A 341-nucleotide genomic window follows, 5' to 3' on the forward strand; every position below is an offset into this window, starting at 1 on the left:
TGATCGTGCATAGCGACAGCGTGGACAACCGTGGCGGTTCGATTCGTGCCGAGAAAGGCCTGCAGCTGTTCGTCGATGCCCTCGACAATAGCCAGACCGGCCTGAGCGCCAGTCAAAAGGGCCTGATCAACAGCAATGCCGGTCTTGAACTGGTCGGCACGCATCTGGATAACCAGAACGGTCTGCTCAACGCCGCTGGCCTGATGCAGTTGCAGGTCGACAGCGNAGACATGGTCGCCAATATCGCCAATCTGACCCAGCAGGGTGGCGAACTGGTTGCGCAGGGCAATCTGACCCTGACCGGCAAAACCCTCGACAACCAGGCAGGCGGCCTGGTGGGC

At 60.6% G+C, this 341-nt stretch carries 1 protein-coding gene; it reads left to right on the forward strand.

Annotated elements, in window-relative coordinates:
* Window positions 1-341, forward strand: a 341-nt coding sequence (locus tag AO068_RS03835; RefSeq protein ID WP_152999733.1) for a hypothetical protein, incomplete at both ends; no start/stop codon positions are given.

The sequence above is a fragment of the Pseudomonas sp. ICMP 3272 genome, assembly GCF_001466905.1.
Lineage (GTDB): Bacteria > Pseudomonadota > Gammaproteobacteria > Pseudomonadales > Pseudomonadaceae > Aquipseudomonas > Aquipseudomonas amygdali.